Origin of the sequence: Desulfonatronospira sp. (assembly GCA_003563255.1) — a bacterium.
Classification (GTDB): domain Bacteria; phylum Desulfobacterota; class Desulfovibrionia; order Desulfovibrionales; family Desulfonatronovibrionaceae; genus Desulfonatronospira.
The window spans coordinates 1-5,898 of record PWSL01000259.1 but is presented as its reverse complement, the minus strand read 5'-3'; the positions used below and the strand labels follow the sequence as shown (position 1 = coordinate 5,898).

Annotated in this window: 5 protein-coding genes; all 5 read right to left on the bottom strand. The window is 51.2% G+C overall.

Annotation, left to right across the window (positions count from 1 at the left end; all coding sequences use genetic code 11):
- Window positions 1-491: 491 nt before the first annotated feature.
- Window positions 492-2,033 carry a DUF4139 domain-containing protein gene (locus QZP87_RS07560; protein WP_291322312.1) on the bottom strand — a complete coding sequence of 514 codons (1,542 nt, stop codon included), beginning with the start codon at window positions 2,031-2,033 and terminating at the stop codon, window positions 492-494.
- A 22-nt stretch (window positions 2,034-2,055) separates the two neighbouring features.
- Window positions 2,056-3,576 (bottom strand): ATP-binding protein, encoded by a 1,521-nt coding sequence (locus QZP87_RS07555; protein ID WP_291322311.1) that lies wholly within the window; start codon window positions 3,574-3,576, stop codon window positions 2,056-2,058.
- 333 nt (window positions 3,577-3,909) lie between these two features.
- Entirely contained in the window at window positions 3,910-4,416 is a 507-nt protein-coding gene (locus QZP87_RS07550) for a hypothetical protein (protein WP_291322310.1), read from the bottom strand.
- 18 nt (window positions 4,417-4,434) lie between these two features.
- On the bottom strand, window positions 4,435-5,052 hold the full coding sequence (locus QZP87_RS07545; RefSeq protein WP_291322309.1) for a hypothetical protein: 618 nt from the start codon (window positions 5,050-5,052) through the stop codon (window positions 4,435-4,437).
- The gene (gene thrB, locus QZP87_RS07540; protein ID WP_291322308.1) at window positions 5,028-5,582 is read right to left on the bottom strand and encodes a homoserine kinase; all 555 of its coding nucleotides are present in this window, start codon (window positions 5,580-5,582) and stop codon (window positions 5,028-5,030) included. Before thrB ends, QZP87_RS07545 begins: the two co-directional genes overlap by 25 nt.
- Window positions 5,583-5,898: the final 316 nt, after the last annotated feature.

Genomic DNA, 5,898 nt, shown 5'->3' with positions numbered 1-5,898 from the left:
GTTCCCAGGCTGGAGCCTGGGAACGAGAGGTAAGCGGCTGGAGCCGCAAGAACAAAACGTTCCCAGGCTGGAGCCTGGGAACGAGAGGTAAGCGGCTGGAGCCGCAAGAACTAAACGTTCCCAGGCTGGAGCCTGGGAACGAGAGATAAGCGGCTGGAGCCTGGGAACGAGAGGTAAGCGGCTGGAGCCTGGGAACGAGAGGTATTGCCCACAACCCAAGATAATGCAGTGCTCTTATCTCCATTGGGACTGTCCAGCACTGTATCTGTTTAGCGCTTTTAAGGAAAGCAGGGGACAGGCACTCCGGGCCCCACTTGAGCATCATTTTGTGCTTAAAATATCTCATTTTTTGGGTCAAGTGGGTCCCGGAAGAGCCAGTCCCCATGCCACATGCAAAGCGCTAAACAGATACCAGCACTTATTTTTCTGATGAACAAGTTACAGCCATTAGTGACTTACTCCAAAATATTTACAGGCTGACCCAAGTCCAATCACCTGCTTCTCCAGCCCCAGTCCACGTCCATGTCGCCAGGGGCCTGGATCTCTATCTGCAGATCTATTTCCCGGGTATCTCCACCGTCCAGTTCCATCTCCCAGATAAACAAAGATTCGGTTTTTTCTCCGGGTTCAGGGGTCAGGTCAAACGATGCCTGCATATTATCATCGCCAAGGATAGGCCTGGGTTCTTCCAGCCTGATACGTGCCGGGTGGTCATGGTTGTTTTGCAGGTTTATCAAAAAGTGCCACCTGTAGGTGCGGCGCTCCCGAATAATGCCTCTTGTTCCGGAGGCGCTGGCTTTTGTGGTGGTTTCGGCTGTGACAAAGGGGTCTTCGCCGAAATGGATTTTCCTGTCGGTTCCGGTAAAGCTGAAGTCCTGCTGCCCAATCATGGCATCACCGTGCAGAAACATGGCCTCTCCACGGGGAATATTCTGGACCTCATCCAGCTGCACTCCGGCCTGCAAAAAAGCCTTGTCGCTTATGGCCGGCCGCAACAGGCGCACAAAGTCCGCAGGCCAGGATTCTTGCTGGATTTTCATCCTGGGTCTTTCCCCGGCTGCCAGGTCCTGCTCCCCCAGGTGCCACACAGAAAACTGTCCCCTGTGTTCCCGGACCGGTGCTCTGTCCGGGACAGCCTCCATGGAGGCCATCCTGAGATCCCTCGGGCCGGGAAGGCCCACCCTGGGGACCGGTCGGACAATCCATTCCTGAAGAACCGGAGGCTCCAGGGCAATCCGCGGCTCCAGGGTAGCCAGGCCAATCCGGGTGTCTTTCCAGTCCTGACCGCTGCTCTGCCACACCTCTGCTTCCCAGGTGAATTCTATAATGCTTTGTCCTGTATCGGCATGCAGCCTGTATTTAGGGGACCACCCGCTCCCTTTCAGGATATAGTTGAATGCCATTTCTACAGTTTCCCTCTTGTCTGCATCAGCCACAAACACCAGCACTTCCCAGTTCCTGTGCTCAGGACCGGTAATTTCCTTCAGCCTGTCCTGGAGTTCATTAATCTTCTCCCGGATATCCAGCAGTAATTCTTTTGCTCCGGCATGTTCCTGGTAGACCTGCTTAAGGTTGTCAAAAATCATGACTGCCAGACTGTCAATCTTTTCAATGTCTTCTTTGTGCTCCTTGCGGGATTCCCAGAAAGAGATACTGGCTTTATGGGCCTTAATCAAAGCTTTCTGCTCCTGCTTGAGGCTTTCGTGCTCCCGGATCTTCTGCAGCAGTTCCTTTATCCGGTCTGAGTCCTGCGGGTCTGTCCTTTCCCACCGCACTTCTGATATGGACACAGTGTTGCGGTCTCCCGGAGTTATCAGCAAGGTCGATGGATCGGCCTGGGCTGGCAGCTCAAGGCTGACTGCCGTCCTGCCCCGGCGGTCCTGCAGGGTGAACTCCCCGGTATCCCAGACCCTGACGGAGTCTGGAAAAAACAGGGCTTCACAGGGGGAGGCAAGGGCTGTTTGCAGGACAAGAAAATTACATCCCGCCGCAATAGAAAATGCGAGCAATAATTTTTTGAGTTTGCAGGACATGTTAAAGCTCCTTGAGGGGTTATCATTCTATTCCGTCCGGTATGGCCGGAAAAAGAGGCAGACGGATTGTTGTCAATGTACCTTTCCCTTCCTGACTCAGGAGATCTATTCGGCCCCCCATGTCGTCCATGATTTTTTTGGTCATGGCCAGGCCAAGGCCTGCTCCTGAAGCTTCCTTGGTGGTAAAAAAGGGGTTGAAGATTCTTTCCCGGATGTCTTTAGGGATGCCCTTACCTGAGTCTCCCACCTCCACTCCTATGAATTCTTCTTCCATAAAAGTCCGCAGAGTCAGAGTACCGCCGTCAGGCATGGATTCAAGGGCGTTTTTGACGAGATTGATCAGACACTGCTTAAGAAGTTCCGGATCTCCCTTGGCATGGGCCAGGCCGTGACCTTTCTGCATATCCACCTGCACTCCCTGTTCTTCACAGGTCAGGTTGAACAGCTGCATGATATCCTCCAGCACGTCGTTGACATCAATCTCCTGTTGCTCGGGCTGGGTGGGCCTGGCGAAATTTATGATGCTTTTGAGTATTTTATCAAGTCTTTTGGATTCCTGCAGGATTATATTTACCTTGTCCCTGGATACGGAGTCCAGGTCCGGGTTTCGAAGTACTGCGTTGGCAAAGCCGCCGATGGCGAAAAGAGGATTTCTGATTTCATGTGCGATGTAGGTGGAGAGCTCTCCAATGGCTGCCAGCTTTTCCGATTGTTGCAGGCGTTTTTCCATCTCGGTGCGCACCGTTATATCCCGGCGCATTTCCACCACCCTTGTCAGTTGGCCGGCTTCGTTGAAAACCGGGTAGGTATAAATCCTGAAATAACGCGCCCGCCCCTGTCCATCCACCCAGGTCTGCATGGCTTCTGCCGGCTTTTGATGTTCCAGGGTCTTCTTAAATGGACATTCGGCATTGCTGAAGCCCGGACCGGCATAGTCATCAGAACAGGCAAAGACTTGCCAGCATTGCCTGCCTAGAATTTCAGGCTTGGGCCTTTCAAGTCTCTTGATGACGTTCATGTTGATATCCTGAATGATGCCGCTTGTATCCAGAAGAAGCATATCATCCTGGATCTGATCCGTGACCGCTTCAAACAGGGCCTGCTGCTGGTTCAGGTTCAGCCTGCACCTGGTGCTGACCTCGGCCATGACGAGCATTCCGCAAAGAAAGGCTGCGGCATTGTGATCCACCATGGATATATTCGGCGGCAGGGATTTGCGCAGCATTTTGATCATGTGCTGTTTGTCGGTGAGTTCGATGATCAAGTTGATTTCAGGGTGGGCATTGAGCATTTCACTGTATGAATCATAGAGTTTTACGCCCATATTCAGGGCTTTTTGCAAGCGCCTGTCCCTGGAATAGGGCTGGGCAAGTGCCACAAGTTTCAATTGCGGGAAAAACTCTTCCAGGTCGGGATTGTGTGTAAGATCCAATATGGATTCAAAACCGGTGCCAGTACCAATAATGCCTATAGTGAAACCTTTTTCCACCTCTTCCAGTATACATAGATGTTCCTGATGCAGATAATCCTCTTCCTGGGTCATGGCATGCCTCACGGGAATTAAATGGTAAATAAGTTTAATGCCTGGTATATGTTCAGCGTTTTGCATGTATTACGGGGACCGGTTCCCCGTAATAATTTTGCTGACAGAAGACTGACGGATTATATAAATATGTGCAGGATGCCTGTCCTCAATTGAAATATATAAATCGGTTCCTGGTTCGTGGTTTTTCGTTCATGGTTACCTCTTTTTCAAAATCCATCAGCTGAAAATAATTCATCAGATAAAATAAGTACGGGACTGTCCCAATGGGATAAATGCACGTCTTTATCCTGGTTTGCGGGCACGGCCAGCCTTGGAAGTATTGCTGCAGGGTTACCTGGTCAGGGCCTTTTCGCTGGCAAAGAAAACGCTTTTCTCCCCTGTCAATGGCCGCTGTGTTCTCGGGTCGCTGTAGCGGCTTTCGGTCAACTGCATTCGGTAACCAAACGTGACAAAAATATCCTCAGATGCAGGCATTTTTTCAGGCTTGAGGCGGAATTCCAGGGGAACTCCATTATCAGGGTCTAACTCCTGGGTAGGGTAAACCTTCAGATCCCTGGCCACAACCCTTCCTTCGTCGTCGCTTAAATAAGCGGATATCCAGAGGTTGTGCATCCACTTGCCCCACCCGGGCAGGCTTTCCTGTCTGGGGTAGCCGGTACCTTTTACCAGGTAATAATCATTTTCCACCTGACTTACATAGGAAAAATGCCAGTAACGCATCTGCAGATGTTCTTCCTGGTCAAAACTAAGAGGGTTGGAACTCAGGTGCTTTACGCTCAGATGCGAGCATCCCGCCAGCATAAGTAAAATGCAAAACAGAAAAATGTTTTTGGGCATGATTTTCTCCATTACTCATCAATCCTTTAATCCGCTGTTAAACGGCGGTCCGTGCACGATCATCTCTGCCAGTGTCAGGTTTACCTTGTCCATTTTGACTATCCTGGGTCCTACGTAGCTTTGTTCCAGCCAGGCCAGCTGGTGGTAAAACCTGGTCCGGTCCAGAGTTGGAACCTGAGTGAGGTTTTCCGTCTTTTCACGGCACCTGAAGCAGCCGGGGAATGCCCTGGACCTGCCTCCGGGCGCAGTGTGGGTGCTTGGAACGCCGTGCAGACGGCAGATCATCAGTCTGTGCTGGTAAAGTACGCACCATCCGTCAAAATTTACAGGGCACATGATAAGCGGGTCCCGGTCTAAGGATGGATTCGCATGCATCTGCTGTACATAAGCCTCAGCACGCCTGATAATTTCCAGGCGGATTTCAGAGTGGCACTGCAGCAGGCCTTTCCAGAAATAAGCCCACTCCACTCTGGTATGGTGTCTGAAAAAGCTGTTGCAGCAGTTGTCGGGGCAGCCCTTGCAGGTAAAATCGAGTTCCGATGCCACCTGATCATAGCTTGCCTGCATATCGCTGTATAGCTTTTGCAGTTTGTGGAAGACCACCCGGGGCATCATTTTTTTAATTTTTGCAGCCATGTCAATATAAACCGGGCACATTGCCCGGGACTTTGCCGGTCAGTATCCTGAACCAGTTCAGCATATTTTTCGTATAAAGGTCTGCGTTGGTTGTAAACCTGCTCCAGATTCAATCCGTTGTACATCACCATGCCCCTGTCGGCGGCATCTTTAATTCGTGAGGCGATGACCCGCACATCGGCCCTTAAATATACTATCCGGCCAAGCCTGCCAAGATGCTGCATGGCACCTTCTTTGTAAACGACGCTACCTCCAGTGGAAATAACTGTCTGGTTGAGATTTAGGGATTTTACCAGTTCCGCCTCGGCATCCAAAAATTCATCCATCCCCAGGTGATCCAGGATGGTCTGCAGGGGCATACCCCACCAGGCCTGCATCAGGTGGTCAGTGTCCACCCAGGCGAACTGCCTTTCTGAACACAATATTCTGCCCAGAGTGGATTTTCCTGAACCCGGCATGCCGATTAAAACCAGGCAGGATCTATTCAGCCTGGGAAAAGAATTCTTGTTTGTTTGCAGCAATGATGACATTTTGAACCTGCGGTAAACAGATGCAACTGATTCAACCCGCTGTCGCGGGGACTGTCCCCCTGGCCGTTGCGGCACCCCCTGAATGGTTACCTTTGCAGGATGAGTTCAGCAAGGCTTCCTGCACGGAGGTCAATACATTAGGCGCTTAGCACAAATTTCAAACAAACATGTTGTTTCATATTTAAAGAAAGCCAAGAGGTTATGCCCACGGAACACACGGAAGTTTTACCTCTCGTTCCCAGGCTCCAGCCGCTTACCTCTCGTTCCCAGGCTCCAGCCTGGGAACATTTAGTTCTTGCGGCTCCAGCCGCTTCTT